This is a genomic window from Prochlorococcus marinus str. MIT 9107, from assembly GCF_000759855.1.
GTDB lineage: Bacteria > Cyanobacteriota > Cyanobacteriia > PCC-6307 > Cyanobiaceae > Prochlorococcus_A > Prochlorococcus_A marinus_N.
Window position 1 is genome coordinate 238,013 of record NZ_JNAI01000010.1, and the last position, 15,611, is coordinate 253,623.

At 31.3% G+C, this 15,611-nt stretch carries 22 protein-coding genes; 10 read left to right on the forward strand and 12 right to left on the reverse strand.

The window, feature by feature from the left end:
- Positions 1 to 47 precede the first annotated feature (47 nt).
- Positions 48 to 410: a hypothetical protein gene (locus tag EU92_RS00425; RefSeq protein ID WP_032514787.1), complete on the reverse strand. Its 363-nt coding sequence runs from the start codon at positions 408 to 410 to the stop codon at positions 48 to 50.
- Positions 411 to 493: 83 nt separating this feature from the next.
- Positions 494 to 631, reverse strand: coding sequence for a hypothetical protein (locus EU92_RS09730; protein ID WP_002806908.1), 138 nt, complete (start codon positions 629 to 631; stop codon positions 494 to 496).
- Positions 632 to 819: 188 nt separating this feature from the next.
- Between EU92_RS09730 and EU92_RS00420 the strand changes: the two genes are divergently transcribed.
- The gene (locus EU92_RS00420; RefSeq protein ID WP_032514788.1) at positions 820 to 1,281 is read left to right on the forward strand and encodes a DUF883 C-terminal domain-containing protein; all 462 of its coding nucleotides are present in this window, start codon (positions 820 to 822) and stop codon (positions 1,279 to 1,281) included.
- 1 nt (position 1,282) lies between these two features.
- A complete protein-coding gene (locus tag EU92_RS00415; protein ID WP_032514821.1) occupies positions 1,283 to 1,669 on the forward strand; it encodes a phage holin family protein in 387 nt (128 codons plus the stop codon).
- Between the two features lies 1 nt (position 1,670).
- On the opposite strand, the gene EU92_RS00410 is transcribed toward EU92_RS00415, so the two are convergent.
- Positions 1,671 to 2,795 carry a THUMP domain-containing class I SAM-dependent RNA methyltransferase gene (locus tag EU92_RS00410; RefSeq protein ID WP_032514789.1) on the reverse strand — a complete coding sequence of 375 codons (1,125 nt, stop codon included), beginning with the start codon at positions 2,793 to 2,795 and terminating at the stop codon, positions 1,671 to 1,673.
- A gap of 623 nt (positions 2,796 to 3,418) precedes the next feature.
- Positions 3,419 to 4,402: an aldo/keto reductase gene (locus tag EU92_RS00405; RefSeq protein WP_032514790.1), complete on the reverse strand. Its 984-nt coding sequence runs from the start codon at positions 4,400 to 4,402 to the stop codon at positions 3,419 to 3,421.
- A 130-nt stretch (positions 4,403 to 4,532) separates the two neighbouring features.
- Here EU92_RS00405 and EU92_RS00400 point away from each other — a divergent pair, with 130 nt between their 5' ends.
- The gene (locus tag EU92_RS00400; RefSeq protein ID WP_032514792.1) at positions 4,533 to 5,204 is read left to right on the forward strand and encodes an AAA family ATPase; all 672 of its coding nucleotides are present in this window, start codon (positions 4,533 to 4,535) and stop codon (positions 5,202 to 5,204) included.
- Between the two features lie 502 nt (positions 5,205 to 5,706).
- Here the strand turns inward: EU92_RS00400 and EU92_RS10065 are convergent.
- From EU92_RS10065 to EU92_RS00390, 4 genes are read right to left on the reverse strand one after another with little or no spacing between them, the layout of a single operon-like run.
- Entirely contained in the window at positions 5,707 to 5,847 is a 141-nt protein-coding gene (locus EU92_RS10065; protein WP_193741780.1) for a hypothetical protein, read from the reverse strand.
- A gap of 9 nt (positions 5,848 to 5,856) precedes the next feature.
- Entirely contained in the window at positions 5,857 to 6,093 is a 237-nt protein-coding gene (locus tag EU92_RS00395) for a zinc-ribbon domain-containing protein (protein WP_032514793.1), read from the reverse strand.
- 28 nt (positions 6,094 to 6,121) lie between these two features.
- Positions 6,122 to 6,247 (reverse strand): hypothetical protein, encoded by a 126-nt coding sequence (locus tag EU92_RS10335; RefSeq protein WP_275040541.1) that lies wholly within the window; start codon positions 6,245 to 6,247, stop codon positions 6,122 to 6,124.
- Positions 6,247 to 6,540 (reverse strand): MTH1187 family thiamine-binding protein, encoded by a 294-nt coding sequence (locus EU92_RS00390; RefSeq protein ID WP_032514794.1) that lies wholly within the window; start codon positions 6,538 to 6,540, stop codon positions 6,247 to 6,249. The genes EU92_RS10335 and EU92_RS00390 overlap by 1 nt, the downstream gene beginning before the upstream one ends.
- A 309-nt stretch (positions 6,541 to 6,849) precedes the next feature.
- Between EU92_RS00390 and EU92_RS00385 the strand changes: the two genes are divergently transcribed.
- The 4 genes from EU92_RS00385 to EU92_RS00375 all read left to right on the forward strand — a co-directional run bounded on the left by EU92_RS00385 (position 6,850) and on the right by EU92_RS00375 (position 9,923).
- Positions 6,850 to 7,032, forward strand: a complete 183-nt coding sequence (locus EU92_RS00385; RefSeq protein ID WP_025934672.1) for a hypothetical protein — start codon at positions 6,850 to 6,852, stop codon at positions 7,030 to 7,032.
- A gap of 38 nt (positions 7,033 to 7,070) precedes the next feature.
- Positions 7,071 to 7,238 (forward strand): hypothetical protein, encoded by a 168-nt coding sequence (locus EU92_RS10070; RefSeq protein ID WP_193741781.1) that lies wholly within the window; start codon positions 7,071 to 7,073, stop codon positions 7,236 to 7,238.
- Between the two features lie 472 nt (positions 7,239 to 7,710).
- Complete coding sequence (locus EU92_RS00380) at positions 7,711 to 8,934, forward strand: YadA C-terminal domain-containing protein (protein WP_032514795.1); 1,224 nt, start codon at positions 7,711 to 7,713, stop codon at positions 8,932 to 8,934.
- A gap of 365 nt (positions 8,935 to 9,299) precedes the next feature.
- Positions 9,300 to 9,923: a hypothetical protein gene (locus tag EU92_RS00375; RefSeq protein ID WP_032523614.1), complete on the forward strand. Its 624-nt coding sequence runs from the start codon at positions 9,300 to 9,302 to the stop codon at positions 9,921 to 9,923.
- Here EU92_RS00375 and EU92_RS10340 read toward each other — a convergent pair.
- Positions 9,892 to 10,017, reverse strand: coding sequence for a hypothetical protein (locus EU92_RS10340; RefSeq protein WP_275040542.1), 126 nt, complete (start codon positions 10,015 to 10,017; stop codon positions 9,892 to 9,894). The two genes, EU92_RS00375 and EU92_RS10340, sit on opposite strands and share 32 nt — an antisense overlap.
- Between EU92_RS10340 and EU92_RS00370 the strand changes: the two genes are divergently transcribed.
- Positions 9,956 to 10,354, forward strand: a complete 399-nt coding sequence (locus EU92_RS00370; RefSeq protein WP_241432593.1) for a YadA-like family protein — start codon at positions 9,956 to 9,958, stop codon at positions 10,352 to 10,354. The genes EU92_RS10340 and EU92_RS00370 overlap by 62 nt on opposite strands.
- 128 nt (positions 10,355 to 10,482) lie before the next feature.
- On the opposite strand, the gene argJ is transcribed toward EU92_RS00370, so the two are convergent.
- Positions 10,483 to 11,721, reverse strand: a complete 1,239-nt coding sequence (argJ, locus tag EU92_RS00365; RefSeq protein WP_032514116.1) for a bifunctional glutamate N-acetyltransferase/amino-acid acetyltransferase ArgJ — start codon at positions 11,719 to 11,721, stop codon at positions 10,483 to 10,485.
- Positions 11,722 to 11,796: 75 nt separating this feature from the next.
- On the opposite strand from argJ, the gene coaE reads away from it, so the two are divergent.
- Positions 11,797 to 12,414 carry a dephospho-CoA kinase gene (gene coaE, locus EU92_RS00360; protein ID WP_032514115.1) on the forward strand — a complete coding sequence of 206 codons (618 nt, stop codon included), beginning with the start codon at positions 11,797 to 11,799 and terminating at the stop codon, positions 12,412 to 12,414.
- A 4-nt stretch (positions 12,415 to 12,418) separates the two neighbouring features.
- On the opposite strand, the gene gatB is transcribed toward coaE, so the two are convergent.
- A complete protein-coding gene (gatB, locus tag EU92_RS00355) occupies positions 12,419 to 13,891 on the reverse strand; it encodes an Asp-tRNA(Asn)/Glu-tRNA(Gln) amidotransferase subunit GatB (protein ID WP_032514114.1) in 1,473 nt (490 codons plus the stop codon).
- A gap of 79 nt (positions 13,892 to 13,970) precedes the next feature.
- Here gatB and thiO point away from each other — a divergent pair, with 79 nt between their 5' ends.
- Positions 13,971 to 15,080 (forward strand): glycine oxidase ThiO, encoded by a 1,110-nt coding sequence (gene thiO / locus EU92_RS00350; protein ID WP_032514113.1) that lies wholly within the window; start codon positions 13,971 to 13,973, stop codon positions 15,078 to 15,080.
- A gap of 3 nt (positions 15,081 to 15,083) precedes the next feature.
- Here thiO and ndk read toward each other — a convergent pair whose 3' ends face one another.
- The gene (gene ndk / locus EU92_RS00345) at positions 15,084 to 15,542 is read right to left on the reverse strand and encodes a nucleoside-diphosphate kinase (protein ID WP_032514112.1); all 459 of its coding nucleotides are present in this window, start codon (positions 15,540 to 15,542) and stop codon (positions 15,084 to 15,086) included.
- Positions 15,543 to 15,611: the final 69 nt, after the last annotated feature.

Consider the following 15,611-nt stretch of genomic DNA (forward strand, 5'->3'; position numbering starts at 1 on the left):
TTGCACACATTCTCAAGAGAAATATTAAGATTATTTATAAATGAATATTAATTACTTTTACTTAATCTACAAGAATTACCAGAAATTTCAAACAAACCATACAGAAGTTGACCGTCCAAAATAAATCGAAAATCATCGGAGTTTAATTGATCAGAAACATCTTTAAATATTCCATGATCAATTCTTTTTACTAAACCTCGATTCCCAGAAAGTTGATGTTCTTTCCTTGATAGCCATACAAGTCTATGATTTGGCTGTTTAAAAATTTCTACAGAAGCTTGATTCGATAAAGGTAGTTTTAGAAATTTCCAAGTTAAACAATCAATTTCATTTTCAACAAGAAAATCATAATGAAGATCAAAAGATTTACCCGAATAAACTTTATGTTCAAGCAAAACCCATTTACTCATTATCTAGTTGATAAATAAATCGAATCTATTTTCAAAACAAAATTGAGATAAAATTATATTTTATTGAAGATAGTTCCTGTTATTTAATTACTTGCATCAGGGACAAATCTTAAAGCAATGAATAGCAAACTTCCTGCTCCCGCGATGGCTGCGGCTACTAATCCAAAATCTGTAGGGATTGTGCGAGATGCAAAAATTAATGATGCAAATGTGATATCCATGATGAAATTTAAGCTCATTTAATAAATTCAGTAATAGCTTAACAAAACCTTCTTGCAGAACCGAGTAGATAAATAAAATGTAAATAAACTTTTATATGTTTGTATTCTATATAAATCGCACAAATCTTTAGATAAGGGTTCCAAATTAAGAAAATAAGGTCTAATCTTAAAATAATCAAATTAAAACAATGGAGACTTATCACCCTCCCAAAGAAGTAGAAGAAAAAGTAGATAACTCTTCACTTCCTGAGAAAGAAGTTATCTCAGAGAAATGGTTACTTGAAAAAATTGACAGTTTAATACCCTTAATTAAAGAAAAATGGCCTAATATTGCTCAGCAAACTCTTGAAGCCACCAAAGGGAGTATTGATGATTTAGTTGAAGTAATAGCGAGCCATACTGGAACCTCTGCAATTGGAATAAAGCGCCAACTATTGGAAATCATTGATTCAATACGAGAAAACAACTGGGAAATCTCAGAAAAGATTGAACCTATCGAAAGTCAATTAGAAGAGTTACTAGAAGAACTCAACAATACACTGAGACCGAGAATAGAAAGTCCAATCAGAAAAAAACCAATTTTATCTATTGCTATTGCCGCTGGTATTGGATTACTAATAGGTACTCTCCTCAACAGTGGGAGAAAATAATATGGAAAAACCAAAAAATAAAAACTTTACAAATACCGCTTCAAGAATTTCAGCGATAGCAAGTTCAGTGATGGATTTGCATGTAAGAATAGCTCTTCAAGAAGTAGATAGAGAAAAAAGAAGGTTAATTAGTGGTGGGATATTTTTAGCAATTGGAGGCACATTACTATTATTAGTTCTGATTTGCATTCATATTATTTTCTTTCTTTCTATAAAAAAATATAATAACTGGAATAATGAATATAATTTATTAATAATAATATTTATCGATTTATTTCTTGCAGGCTTAAGTTTGAAGCTTGGTGGGAAATTAGCAAAAGGTCCATATCTTCCTCAAACATTGGAGGGCTTAGGGAAGACAACAAAAGCCGTTTTAGGCAAAAAATAAATTATCTTATTAAATATTTTATCCATCTGCAATCAATGCCTCCATTACTAACAGGTATTTTCAATGATGATTTCATTCTCAAATATTTTGTTAGTTTTGGATTTCCACTAAGTAGCCAAAATTCCCAACCTGAAAAGTTCTTCTTTAAAAAGGACCCAATTTCTTCATATAAACAAATGAGTTCATTTTCATTACCTAATTTTTTCCCATATGGAGGATTACATATTATTATTCCAGGAGTAAATTTTAATTGGAGTTGTAAAAAATCAATATTTATAAGTTCAATATAGTTTTCAAGTCCTGCCAATGATTTGTTTACTTCGGCCTGCTCAAAAACCTTTTTATTAATTTCGCAGCCAATAATTTTTGGTAATTTTTCATAATTTATAATTTTATGTTTGGCTTTATTTTTTTCATAAAGATAAATATCTTTCCTGAAGTCCAACCAATTCTCAAAAAGATAAACTTGATCAATATTTATAGGGACGTTAAGAGATTGGTTAACAGCTTCAATTAAAAAAGTTCCTGAACCACACATAATGTCAATTAAAGGGACTTTGCCATTCCATTGAGTCATCTTTATCAATCCAGAAGCTAAATTTTCTTTTAATGGTGCATTCCCAACTGCAGGCCTATAGCTTCGTTTATGTAAACTTTCTACACTACTTTGGAGACTGATAATCGCTTTATTATTATTTAAATGAAGATGAATTATAAAATCAGGATGATCTAAAGAAATATTTGATCTTTTATTCCAAACTGCCCGTTGCAAATCAGTTATAGAATTTTTCACTTCAAGAGCAGTAAAATGTGTATGAATTAAAGAAGATGTTCTCCCAGTTACTTGAACATTAAACGTTTTTTCATGGTGCAACCAATCTAACCAATCGAATGAATCTCTAACCCCTGCATATAAAGATTGCTTGTCATAGCAAATAAAACTTGCAATTTTTCTATAAAAACGAAAAGCTAATCTGGAATAGAAATGAACTCTGTAAAAAGTCGCATAATCACATTCAAAATTAATAAATCTTTTAAAAGTGTTAATATTAGATCCGCCTAAATTTGAAATTTCTTCAGCTAAATATTCTTCCAATCCCTCTGGAGCTGATGCAACTACATTCATATACGATAAAAACTTAATAAAAAAACTATTCAATTCTCATTTTGCCTGTCAGAATATAAATGTCCAATTGGACTAGGTGATCTCAACCGATGTTTCGGACAGCGGTTCGATTCCGCTCAACTCCATTTTTTGGGGTTGTAATGGTTTCGACGGGGCATAAGGAAGGTGACTGAAGCTGGCTCGGTTAGAGCAAAAACACAAACGCTAACAAAATCGTTAGTTTCTCCCGTCAAACAGCACCAGTTGCTGCTTGATCCTAAAGGAGATGGGGTTATATCAGCCTTATCAACCAAATGATACGAGGAGTCTGGAAGGACTCCACATTCATTTGTTTGCAAAATTTAGTATTAGAAAGCTGCTTAGTGTGTAAATATTGCTGCAATCAATAGTATTAAAGTTAATTTTTTGAATTCAATAAGTATAAATACTGAGAAGATTTAATAAAAATTAATTTATCTTATCTAAAAGAAAACATTTAAAGATGAATCCTGATAAAAGAATAAACGACTTGATAATAGATCTCCAACCTAAAGTAATTAGGTTTACAGGTAAAAAATTTCCAACAGAATTATGGAACAATAATAAGATTAAAAAAAACAAATAGATATCAGCATAAAATTCATCTAAATGCTAGAAAAGGGATTTCTTGGCATCTTTTTCAAACAATTTCTTGAAACTTCTTGAAGTAATTGAAATTCGTTTTTAGTTAAATTCCATTTAAAAACATTCGATATATCAATAACTTGAGATTTTTTTCGCATACCAACAAGAGGAATAGCTCCCTGATAACAACACCAATTAATTGCAACTTGAGATTGTGATACAGATCTTTCCATAGCAATATTTTTCAAACATCGTCTAAGTTCATGTGTTGGTTTTTTATAGTTTTCAAATAAAGCATTACGTAAAACTGTACAATCTCTTTTCTCATCTTTTTCAGGATCAATACAAAGAATTCCAAAGCACAAAGGACTATAAGCAAAGAAATCAATATTGTTTTCATCGCATATTTTTTTAACTTGATTTTGTTTTAATAAATCTGGAGCAAGCAAAGAAAACTGAATCTGAACACTTTTCAATTTCTTATCTCGTTTTGATAAATGTTTTATTAATATTTTTAATCTTTGAGGGCCGATATTTGATAGGCCAATTTGAAAATTAAATCCTTGATCTAATAGATCACAAAGATTATCTAAAAACTGTAATTCTTGCCAAGGATTATATTTAGCTGTTGACCAATGTAGTTGGACTATATCTAATTTATTATTCAACCTCTCTAAACTGTTTAGAAATGACTTATTAAAACCTTTATTACCAATCCTCCATGGATAAGGTGCCAACTTGGTAGCTATTTGAATTCGTTTTTTTTTAGCAATAGAAGTATCTACTAAAAACTTACCTAAAAGTGATTCACTTCTTCCATTTAGAGTTCCAGTTCCATAAGAATCTGCTGTATCAAACAAATCAATACCTCTGTTTAATGCTTCATTAAATGTCTCACTCAAATCATTATCATTACTTGTTTGATAATTCCAAAAGAGTTTATTGCCCCAAGACCACGTACCTAATCCGATTCTTTTTTTAACTTTACTATTCTGAAAAAACACTTTTTTAAATTACATAAAAACATTGATCCTTTAATAATATTTAAAAAAAATAAGTTTTAAAGCATTTAAAAAGGTTTTCTATTGACATTCAGAAATTATTCTCCAAAGTAAGATAAATAAAATTAAAAAATTGTTTATTACTGTTTGCGGTCAAAAAGGAGGAGTAGCTAAAACCTGTACAAGTGTTCACCTTGCAAGCGTTTGGCATTCTGAAGGCAAAAAAGTTTGCATAGTGGATGCAGACAAAAATAGATCAGCATTAGCGTACGCATCAAGAGGTAATCTTCCATTTCCCGTTTTCCCAGTAAGTTCAGCTGCAAAATCATCAAGATCATCAGAAATTGTTATTACTGATGGCCAAGCTAGCAGTGATCAAGAAGAGCTAAAACATCTAGCATATGGATCTGATTTAGTAATCTTACCAACTACTGCAAAAGCAAGATCAGTAGAATTGACTGTTGAATTAGCTTCTTTATTAGGAAATTTAAAAGTAAACCATGCGGTAGTAATTGTAAAAGTAGATTTCAGACAGCAAAAAGCAGCCCAACAAGCTAAACAGGCTTTGGAAAATTTTGGTTTACACGTTTTTGATACATTTATTCCTTTACTTTCAGCTTTTGATAAAGCAGAAGCATCTGGCAATGCCGTTTTTGAAGCTGTTGACGATTTAGGTAGATCAGATCCCCGTCGAATGACGGGATGGTCTGCCTATTGTTCAATTGCATCTCAAATTCCATGCCTGATTTCGAAAAACTTATCCAACACCAACAACTTAAACAGCCAAAAACCAATCAGCGCTTAAAAGTAGTTGACTCATCTAATTTTGAAAAAGAAAAAAAGGAACAACCAGTAATTCAGAAAAATGGAATTATAGTTAACTTTTTTGGAGGTTTTATTGGTTCTGTAATTGGAACTTCAACAATTCTTTTCCTTTATATAAATAATTATCTACCAGTAGATCTAATCAAGCTTAAGTAGTATATTCGCTATTCATTGCTATATAAAGACAATCTCTATAATTGCTTGCGATCACTTACTTTCATAAGTGAATACAACTGTAAGCAAACTGTAAGCAACAGAACATGCGTTCTGAAACAGTAAATTAAACAAAAAAGTAAAATATTGGCATTATGTCTTATCGGAAATTATGTTTCTTATAAGTTAAAGTTCAAGCAAAAAGAGATGTCTCAATCCCACTTTCTTCTTTTAGTTCCGCAAGGGAATGAACTTCCATATTGGTGGTAAACCAGTTTTCTGTGGTCCCTTCTGCAAGTCCTATTTTTTCTTTTAACCATCTCTTAAATTCATTTTCTACATTTAAAACTAGTTGACCATTTTATAGGACCTATTTTGTCAACCTCTTTCCATCCTTTAGATTTATGAGTTTGCATTCTGGTAATTATGTCATTAGTGATTCCAATTTGTTGTTCATTTTTTCTTCTCATCAAATAAAACTATGCAGGTTTTTCTGGATTAAATCCATATTCTGCACAAATGGGACATCCATAACCATGAGAGGTTCTATTGGTTAATGTTGCCTTCCAAGTATGTCCCTCCTTACATTTCCAAGGCATCTTTTTACCACTTCCATAAGTAACAGTTGATGGATCCCAACCATCTGCTTCTGCTGCTAATTTAGGAAACTTTGTCTCTAAATCATTAATACCTTTTTCTGGGATGGATGAAGGCATATAAAATTTAATGCAATTAATGAATTTTTTAATAATGTGGTGGTTCTGATTCTTGTGGAGGGGAATAAGTATTATCATTACTTTTTTCCTTCTTTCTGAAATACTCATCGGATGGGTCTAATCCATCATTATCGTAATTTCGTTCTTTTTCCATTATTTATCTAATACACTTTTTACTTTATCTGAGAATTTTTGTTCTTTATCAATTCTAGTATTAACTTTCATTGTTGTATAAATTCTAGGCGCACCTTTTGAATGAATTTTTTTATGGCACTTTTTAACACATTCAAATACTGTATCCCAATCTCCCTCTATTGCAGTTCCATTCGCTCCTAATTGATAGTTAAGACCTTCATTTTTGATAACTTCAATACACTCTTTTATATAAGGAGATAGGGAAGTTCCAACTCCAATAGGGACTAAGCATAAGTCAATACTTACAAACATAATTTTTTCCTATTTTGATAAATCTAAACATTCATATTCTAAATGCTAATGTCGATAGAATTTAGCAAAGATAATCAGTAAAAGTTTACTAAAAATAAAATAAGAGGGCATTTGTTTGCCCTCTTCGAGTCGTATGCACCTCGCTGTCCACAAAGTCGATGAAGTGCTTTTGACTCCTGGATTATTTCTACTCCTAGTTAATGGGGAAAGATAGTCGTGACAACCACAAAGCACTTTTACTCGGGTAATAATACTCTATGAATTTCAAGTTAATAGGAGGACAATATAGATATAGATCTAGGAGGTCTTATGAAACTATTCAATCAATTTAACATTCTTCCAAGATACCTAACTGCGTTTAATTATGCAGGATTAAATCTCAACGAAACCCCAAAAGAACTTGAGAAATGCACCCCTGAGTTTCAAAACTTTTGGGAGAAAGAATGTAGAGAACATCCAACAAATCAAAATTGTTTAATTTACTGCGACTGAGTTATTAATTTTTAGTCTTTATTAAAAAAGGAGGTTTTATGAAACTAACTACTCCATTCACCATTCTCAATCGAAAATTAAATGAGATGGATTTAATTAGAGATGCAATGAAAAAAAGAATATTAGCAACTGAAAGATTGCATGATGATTATAGAAAAATGTTCAAAAACAAAGAACATCCAACCATAGTTAACGGTTATGTTTAACCTAGTACAACTAAATTTAATTAGTAATAATAAGTCCTAATTTAATTTAAGCAGATCGTAAGCAACATATATATCATCTTCAGCTCTATTCCTATAACTGCGTTTTGACGTTAAGTAGTATATTCGCTATTAATTTCCACCTTTGGCATTTAGTATATCCACCTTGCTGTAATCCATTGCTATTACTTAAGTGAATTTTTAGAAAATAATCACACCATAATCACAGTCGGCAAAATAATAATCACAGTTTTAGATTTTTAAATAAGAACCATTGAAATAATTAGGATTAATTTCTGTGATCTTAGGAGTAATCACAGAATAATCACATTCATACCAAAGGTGAGTATTTATTATTTAGAGGGGGGATGGGAATTTCCTACTTTTATAAAGTTACAAAGATAAAGATAAGTAAGCATTTTTACTTATGTGTTTTTAATTATTTTGTAAAATTTAAGAAATTTAAAATTGGAAAATGAAAAACTTGTCAAAAAAACTTTTTAGTTCTCTTTTTACTTCAACCTTACTATTATCCCCTTTTGCATCATTTTCTGGAGAGGTTACTACTAATACTTCAGATTTAGGATTTTTTGTCGCTGAAGACCCAACCAAAGTTAACAGTGGTGGCAATACTACTTCAAACTTGTACAAACTTAGCTCAGATGGTGCAGTTACGCTAATGAAAGAAGATATCTTTCCAGATGTTGGAACCAATTCATTTACATCAAGTAATTTCACAATAGATGAGTCTGAAGGAAAAATATATTTCCTTGAAGATGATAGAGGTGGCGGTGCCGCAAGAAGATATAGAAAATATGATATTGAAAATAATGAATTTGAAGGCTACATTACTGTGACTGGATTACCTAGTGGGGCGGTACCAATAAATATAGGAGTCATCAATAAATTAAATAACACAATTGAAAAAAAATGTGAATCAACAGATAGTGACTGTGATGATGCTTCAGATACAAAGTTTGTTTCATTAGGAGGAGAGGGCACTGATGAATTACTAAGAATTGATAATGATGGAATTAGTCAAGGAGGATCAACTGGTAAGAGCCTTGTGAAATATGTAGGAGATGAACTTCATATTGGTGAAAACTCTTGGATTACGAAAGAAGAAAACGGTAGGCAAAAAGTATATGCAAAAGATGCGGCAGGAAATCCAATTCCTATTGATTACACAAACGGAACTAAATTATTAATAAATGGAAGAGATGTAGAACAATCTATAAATAATGTTGGAGCATTAAGTGCTGCTTTAACTGGACTACCAACAGTACCAACTGACACAACTCTCGCATGTGGTTTTGGAACTGGAACTCATGGAGGAGATTTTGCTTTTGCTGGTGGTTGCGCTTCTAAAGTAAATGAAACACTATCAGTAAACTACGCAGCGTCAATGACTATGCCTGGACAAGATTATGCGGGTGATTTTGAAGATACTTTCTCTGCAAGAGCAGGATTTGTTTGGAAATTAGGAAAACCAGTAAATTCAGAACTTATAAGTATAAAAGAAAAAGAATTCCAAACAAAAATTATCTCACTTGAAGAAAAGAACCAAGAACTTTTAGCAAGATTAGAGAAACTAGAAAAAGTAGCATTAGGTAAAGTCGGATCGAAAGATTTAGCATCTAATACTATTAATTACCAAGAGATGAATAAAGGATTAACCTTCAAAAAAATTAGTAAATAATAATCACAGTATTATCACAGTCTCAAAAGATGTGTATTCTTTTTGAGATTTTATATAGTTATATCAATTGATCCCAAAGATCACATTTTCTACGTCGTATATTCGCTATTTATTTCAACATAGAAGACAAAAGTCAGTTATACCAATGGTTCTCAAGGATTAGATTAGTGTTTTATTAGTGTTTTATTTTGATTTTTCTCGCTGAAAGTAAATGCTATGACTAGAACAATGTTTTATTAGTGTTTTATGAAAGAATAAATTTGCAGTTTACTTAACAGAAAAATGAACGATAAGTCTTAGTTCTTAAAACAAAAGAAGCGTTTATCAAAAAATCATGGAAACTAAGAGAAAACTAAATTAAAGGCATGAAAAAGTTATTAGCATTATCTTTAATCGGATTTTCTCTAATACTTGGTTCTAATTCCGCAAAAGCAGATTGGGATTATTGGGGTATCTCGGATAATGGAAAAAGTGTGAATACAATTAATTCACAAACAGGAGAAGGTACCAAAGTATTTGATGCTACCCCATACTTAACAACGCAATATGATTTGTTCCAAATTCTTGACGCTCCCACTAAAGATGAAGTGCTTCTAAAACACATAAAATATTCTGCTGATCCTGTGTACTACTTATTTAATAACGAAACAAAATCTTTGGAAGAAACAACTACTCCTTGGCATCAATCTTATGGTAATACTGGAGTCCTTGACGAAATCAAGAGACCAAATATTATTTCAGATAACGCAGGCAATTCTCAAATACAAATAAATGGAAAAAAACTTATTGAACATAAAAATGATGGTGCCATTCATATTGGTGAGAATTCTGCTGTATTTAAAGAAGAGAATGGGAGAGAAAAATTTTGGGCACAAGATGCTAATGGCAAATCTATTCCGATTGATATAACCAATGGTTCCAAATTGTTAATTAATGGCAGAGATGTAGAACAATCAATTAATAATGTTGGTGCATTAATGCTGCTTTAACTGGACTACCAACAGTTCCTACTGACACAACTATTGCATGCGGATTAGGAACAGGGACGCATGGAGGAGATTTCGCTTTTTCTGGCGGTTGCACTTCTAAGGTTAATGAAAAACTATCAATTAATTATGCAGCATCTATGACTATGCCAGGACAAGATTACGCAGGTGATTTTGAAGATCAGTTTTCTGCTAGAGCAGGATTTGTTTGGAAATTAGGGAAGGCCACAAAACCTTCTCAAATTACTATGAAAGATAAAAAAGTAATGGAAAAAAAAATTGAATCACTTGAAAAGGAAAACAAAACAATACTTTCCAAAAATCAAAAATTAGAGAATAAACTTTCTACCTTGATGGCAAGATTAGAAAGACTAGAAAAAGTCGCTTTAGGAGATCTCAAGTCTAAAGATTTGGCAGTTTATTCACTCAAATAAACTCAATATTTAGTGTTTTATTTTGATTTTTATTCCTAAGATTACCTGTTACCTCTAAAGCACTGTTTTATTAGTGTTTCATACTTTATCCTATTCGCTAAGATCCCTTGCGGTGCAATGGATCTCAATTAAGTCGTATATTCGCTATTTATTTCAACATACTTTTTAGACAAATCACATCCCCATGCAGTGCCCTTGGATTCGCCAGAATTCAGGTCAAGTATAATATGCAAAATATCGTCTACTAAATATTTACCTTTCATTCTTGATTGCATATAGTGGATCACTTTTGATGAATCATATTGTATGAAATTTCCCTTTTTCAAAATCTGATAATCACCTATAAACAAATCGACTTCATTAAGATTAAATTTAATACCAGAATTACCTGCTGCTGAGATAATTCTTCCCCAATTTGGATCACAGCCATGTATTGCAGTTTTTACCAATGCAGAATTACATATAGATTTTGCAACCATAATTGCATCATCAATATTTTTTGCTCCTTTAACTAAAACTTCTAATAAACAATTTGCTCCCTCTCCATCTCTTGCAATATTTTTTGCCAAGTTTTGACACACAATATCAATTCCTTTTTGGATGATTGGAAAAAATTTTTTATCAATTTTATCTCCTGCATTTATTCCAACGAATGCATCATTTGTGCTTGTCTCTCCATCAACTGATATTGCGTTAAAAGATTTTTGAACGGCAATGGAAATCATTTCATCCCATTCTTCTTTATCAATACCCGCATCACATGTTAGAAAAGCAAGCATTGTAGCCATATTGGGATAAATCATTCCTGATCCTTTTGCCAATCCTGCTATTTTTATTTTTTTACCTTGAATAATCGTCTCTATTAAAACTTTTTTCGGAGTCAAATCAGTAGTTAAAATTGCTTCTGCTGCATTTTGAAAATTATTAATTTTTAAATCACTCACTAAATTCGGTAAATTTTTTACTAAATTATTTATTTCTATAGGGACACCGATTAAACCAGTTGAGCACATCAAAACTTCCTCTTCTTTTATTCCTAAAAGTTTTGCAATCTTTGCTGTAGCAATTTGAAAATGTTTAAGTCCAAGATTTCCTGTGCATGCATTTGCTTGTCCAGAATTAATTAGTATTGCGCGTAGAAAACCTGAAGATTTTTTAATCCTTTTCTCAGAAATATCTACACAAGAAGCGCGAACTATTGATTGGGTAAACTTACCGCTAAAGATGCTTCCTTCTGGAGCAAGTATAAGTGCTAAATCTTTCTTATTAGAAGCTTTTAATCCAGCAGATATTCCAGCAAAAAGAAAACCGCTGGGTGTTGCATTACCTTCATCAACAAATGACCAAATGGAATCAGACTGGCTCAATCTCTTTTATATTTTAATTCATACTAACTACTACTTAATACTAAAGAAACAGGTAATTAGATTATTATTAAATATATGAATATTCCTCAAAAATTAAAAAATAAACAAAGAAGAATTGGTTTGACAGGAGGTATTGCATGTGGGAAGTCAACCATAACAAATTATATTAGAGAATATAAAAATATTCCGATACTAGATGCAGATAATTTATCAAGAGAATTAACCAAACCAAACACATATGGATATAAAAAAATCTTAAATTATTTTGGAAATCAAATAATTGATAGTACAAATAATTCGGAGAAATTAATAGATAGAAAACTTTTAAAAAAAATTATTTTTAATAATACAGAAAGTAAAAAATGGATTGAAAAGCTGCTGCATCCCTTAATCAAAGAAAAAATGATAGATGAATGTAGTCAATACAAAAATAATCAAACTATATTATTAGTGATTCCACTATTATTTGAAGCAAAATTTGAAGATATTTGTACTGAAATATGGTTAGTTCATTGTCCAGCAGAACTACAAAAGGAAAGACTTATTAAGCGAGATAAAATTAGCGAAAAAGAAGCCTATGAAACCATAAATCTACAATTAAGTTTTGAAAAAAAAAGAAACCTTTCGGATGTTATTTTGAATAATTCAGATGATCAAAATAAATGGATCAATACGATAAGAGAGCTTATTTAACAATTTAATTATTCAACTTTTCTGCAAGAAGTTTATTTGCAAGTTTAGGATCAGCTTTACCTTTTGTTCTTTTCATAAGTTGGCCAACAAAAAAACCAATTAATTTCGTTTTACCATTTCTAAATGCTTCAACTTCATTAGGATATTGAGCAAGAAGTTCATTAATTATTGGCAAAATACTTGCAGAATCAGATATCATTGCTAAACCTTTTTCTTCAACTAAATTTTGCGGTGAAATATTGTTTTGAATTAGTTCAGGTAAAATTTCTTTTGCAATTTTTCCACTAATAGTTTTTTTTGAAATCATATTAATCATTTCAGCAAGATTTTGAGGACTAAGCTTTAATTGACTAAAACTAAGTTTGTTTGCCTTTAAATAGCCCACAATATCACTTGTCACCCAATTTGAAGCTAGTTTAGGCTCAGCACCATTAGCTACTGTTTCTTCAAAAAAATTTGCCATGTTAATTTCATCAGAAATTACCCTTGCATCATATGCAGACAAACCAAATTCATTCACATATTTATTTCTTTTCTTTGAAGGTAATTCTGGGAGTTCATTAACCCATATTTCTTTTTGTGCTTTTGAAATTTCAATTGGTCCCAAGTCAGGATCAGGAAAATATCTATAGTCACTACTACCCTCTTTTAATCGCATACTTTTTGTTAATTGCCTAGCTTCATCCCACAACCTTGTTTCTTGGTAGATTTCTCCCCCATTTTCGTAAACTTCTATTTGTCTGGCTATCTCATAATCACAAGCCTTTTGAATTGCGGAAAATGAATTCATGTTTTTAATTTCCACTTTGGTACCAAAAGGAGCGTTAGGTCCTTTTCTTACTGAAATATTGACATCACATCTTAATGAACCCTCCTGCATATTTCCATCTGATACACCTAGATATCTAACTGTTCTTCTAATCTCAGCAGCATATTCAGATGCTTCTCTACCTGTTCTAATATCTGGTTTACTTACAATCTCACAAAGTGCTATTCCAGCACGATTGTAATCAACTAAGGAGTACTTAGAGCCAGCTAATCTATCACTACCTGAATGAACTAATTTGCCAGCGTCTTCTTCCATGTGTAGCCTTTCAATACCAATTTTTTTTATATAAGATTCTTTATCTTTTTCGATTATTTCAACTTCTAACCAGCCATTTTCAGCTAAAGGCTCATCAAATTGTGAAATTTGATAATTTTTTGGCAGATCAGGATAAAAATATTGTTTTCTATCAAATTTACAGTGTTCTGCAACATTTAAATTTAATGCTAAAGAGGTTTTCACTGCATACTCAAGCACAGTTTCATTCAAAACTGGAAGAGTTCCTGGTAAACCGCAAACTACTGGGTCTATATGCGTATTAGGCGCATCACCAAAAGCTGTTGAAGCAGATGTAAATATTTTACTTTTCGTATTAAGCTGTACATGGGTTTCTAAACCAATCACAGCTTCCCAAGATTCAAAATTGTTCATTATTAAATGTCTCTTTATTAATAATATTGGATATAAGGTAAAAGAGGACTAAAACACAATTAAAAATATTAAATATTAAATGACTAAAGAAACAAAAAATTCAATTTTAATTATTGGCGGTGGACTGATAGGTTTATCTATTGCTTACGAATTTGCTAGAAATAATTTCAAAGTTTTAGTTTTAAGCAAAAACAGAAGTGAATCAGCTGGATTCGTTGCAGCAGGAATGTTAGCAACTCATGCTGAAGGTCTTGAAGATGAGTTATTAAAGTTTGGACAAAACAGCCAAAGCCTAATTCCAAAATGGATAAAAAGTATTGAAAAAGATAGCTGTATTAAATGCGGTTTAAAGAAATGTGGGATATTAGTTCCTTTTAAAAACAGAGAAGAACTTAAAGAATTTCCTACTTATAAATACGGAAGGTATTTAAATCAAAAAGATCTTCAAAGAGAAATTAATGGAATAAATTCGATTTGGAAACATGGTTTACTTTTTGAACAGGATGGACAGATAGATAACCGAAGAAGACTGATGCGTGCACTTGAAAGGGCATGCTCCATGAATGGAGTCAAATTTCAAGAAGGATCAGAAGTACAGGATTTGACCGTAGAAAAGAACAAAATTACTGGTGCAACAATCCTAAATGCGACCGGGGAACTTAAAAAAATTAACTGTGAAAAAGCAATTTTATGCAGCGGTGCTTGGAGTAAAAAAATTTTTAATAAGATTCCAGTATTTCCTGTAAAAGGACAAATGCTCTCAATACAAGGTCCAGCAAATTTTTTGAAAAGAGTTATTTTTGGACCAAAAACTTATCTAGTACCTCGTGATGATGGACTTATTATCGTTGGAGCTACAGTTGAAAAAGATTCAAAATTTAATAAAGGAAATACTCCTAGTGGTATAAATCAACTGCAAGAAGGTATACGCTCTTTATTACCTGAAGCAATTAATTGGCCACAAATGGAACATTGGTGGGGATTTAGGCCTTGCACACCAGACTTTAAACCAATACTTGGAAAATCTAAAATTGAAAACCTATTTCTGGCTACTGGACATTATAGAAATGGGGTTTTATTCTCTGCAATAACAAGTGATCTTATTTTTAAATTAGTTCAAAACAAAAGTCTTAAAGAAACAGAAATAAACTTTCTTGAAAAATTTAGTATAGAGAGATTTGAGAATTAAATTCTAATTTTCAGATCGCCATTTTGAATCAGAAGTTTCCCACTCGCATAATTCGTCTTCGCTAAACCATAGATTAATTTCAAATTTTGCTGTGTCTTCTCCATCAGAACCATGAATTATATTTCTCCCGATATCAATAGCTAAATCACCTCTAATTGTACCAGGCTCTGCTTCAAGAGGCTTTGTTGCACCTATTAACTTTCTAGCGCTCAAAATAACTCCTTCTCCTTGCCAAACCATGGCAACTACTGGACCACTTGAAATAAAATTTACTAAATCACCAAAAAAGGGTCTTTCTTTATGAACTCCATAATGATTTTGAGCAAGATCTTTTGAAGGAATTAATTGCTTTAAACCAACCAATTTAAATCCTTTTTTTTCAAATCTGCCTATAATCTCAGAAACATATCCTCTTTGAACTCCATCTGGTTTAATTGCAATAAACGTTCTCTCTTGAGTCATTTAATTAATAATCACTATTTAGTATATTCAACTTTTAGGTGGTAACTTGGCAAGTAATCATTAAAATAT

Coding starts and splice junctions, on each gene's coding strand:
- EU92_RS00420 (WP_032514788.1), top strand. CDS start 820: ATGGAGACTTATCACCCTCCCAAAGAAGTAGAAGAAAAAGTAGATAAC.
- EU92_RS10335 (WP_275040541.1), bottom strand. CDS start 6,247: ATGGAAAAAGAACGAAATTACGATAATGATGGATTAGACCCATCCGAT.
- EU92_RS00390 (WP_032514794.1), bottom strand. CDS start 6,540: ATGTTTGTAAGTATTGACTTATGCTTAGTCCCTATTGGAGTTGGAACT.
- EU92_RS10070 (WP_193741781.1), top strand. CDS start 7,071: ATGAAACTAACTACTCCATTCACCATTCTCAATCGAAAATTAAATGAG.
- ndk (WP_032514112.1), bottom strand. CDS start 15,542: ATGACTCAAGAGAGAACGTTTATTGCAATTAAACCAGATGGAGTTCAA.
- EU92_RS00395 (WP_032514793.1), bottom strand. CDS start 6,093: ATGCCTTCATCCATCCCAGAAAAAGGTATTAATGATTTAGAGACAAAG.
- EU92_RS10065 (WP_193741780.1), bottom strand. CDS start 5,847: ATGAGAAGAAAAAATGAACAACAAATTGGAATCACTAATGACATAATT.
- EU92_RS09730 (WP_002806908.1), bottom strand. CDS start 631: ATGGATATCACATTTGCATCATTAATTTTTGCATCTCGCACAATCCCT.
- gatB (WP_032514114.1), bottom strand. CDS start 13,891: ATGAACAATTTTGAATCTTGGGAAGCTGTGATTGGTTTAGAAACCCAT.
- EU92_RS00375 (WP_032523614.1), top strand. CDS start 9,300: ATGAAAAAGTTATTAGCATTATCTTTAATCGGATTTTCTCTAATACTT.
- EU92_RS00415 (WP_032514821.1), top strand. CDS start 1,283: ATGGAAAAACCAAAAAATAAAAACTTTACAAATACCGCTTCAAGAATT.
- thiO (WP_032514113.1), top strand. CDS start 13,971: ATGACTAAAGAAACAAAAAATTCAATTTTAATTATTGGCGGTGGACTG.
- EU92_RS00425 (WP_032514787.1), bottom strand. CDS start 410: ATGAGTAAATGGGTTTTGCTTGAACATAAAGTTTATTCGGGTAAATCT.
- EU92_RS00410 (WP_032514789.1), bottom strand. CDS start 2,795: ATGAATGTAGTTGCATCAGCTCCAGAGGGATTGGAAGAATATTTAGCT.
- coaE (WP_032514115.1), top strand. CDS start 11,797: ATGAATATTCCTCAAAAATTAAAAAATAAACAAAGAAGAATTGGTTTG.
- EU92_RS00380 (WP_032514795.1), top strand. CDS start 7,711: ATGAAAAACTTGTCAAAAAAACTTTTTAGTTCTCTTTTTACTTCAACC.
- EU92_RS00385 (WP_025934672.1), top strand. CDS start 6,850: ATGAAACTATTCAATCAATTTAACATTCTTCCAAGATACCTAACTGCG.